The 272-nt window shown below is 83.5% G+C and carries 1 pseudogene; it reads left to right on the plus strand.

The features are described 5' to 3' along the window. Positions 1 to 259 (plus strand): annotated as a pseudogene (locus QM806_RS42055) (hypothetical protein); the annotation flags it as partial. Positions 260 to 272 lie beyond the last annotated feature (13 nt).

Raw genomic sequence — 272 nt, forward strand, 5'->3', positions numbered from 1 at the left:
CCAGCCCGGCGACCACAGCCCTCTCCCCGCCCCCGCCCACCGGGCCCGCCCCACCGGCGCCGCCGCAAGCACCGCCGCCCACCCGGACGCGCTCCCCGAGGGTGTCGCACCCCCGCGCGACCGCCTCCCCCCCAGGCCCACGGCCGCTCCCCTGCAGGTCGGCCGCCCCCCCGCAGCCCCCGTCGGCCCGCTGCCCCCGCCGAGCGCCGCCACGCGAGAGCGACGGGCCCCCCGCAGCCCCCCTGCGGCGCCTACTTGACGCGAGCAAGCAG

Source organism: Rhodococcus sp. IEGM 1351, assembly GCF_030056875.1.
Taxonomy (GTDB): Bacteria; Actinomycetota; Actinomycetes; order Mycobacteriales; family Mycobacteriaceae; genus Rhodococcus_F; species Rhodococcus_F opacus.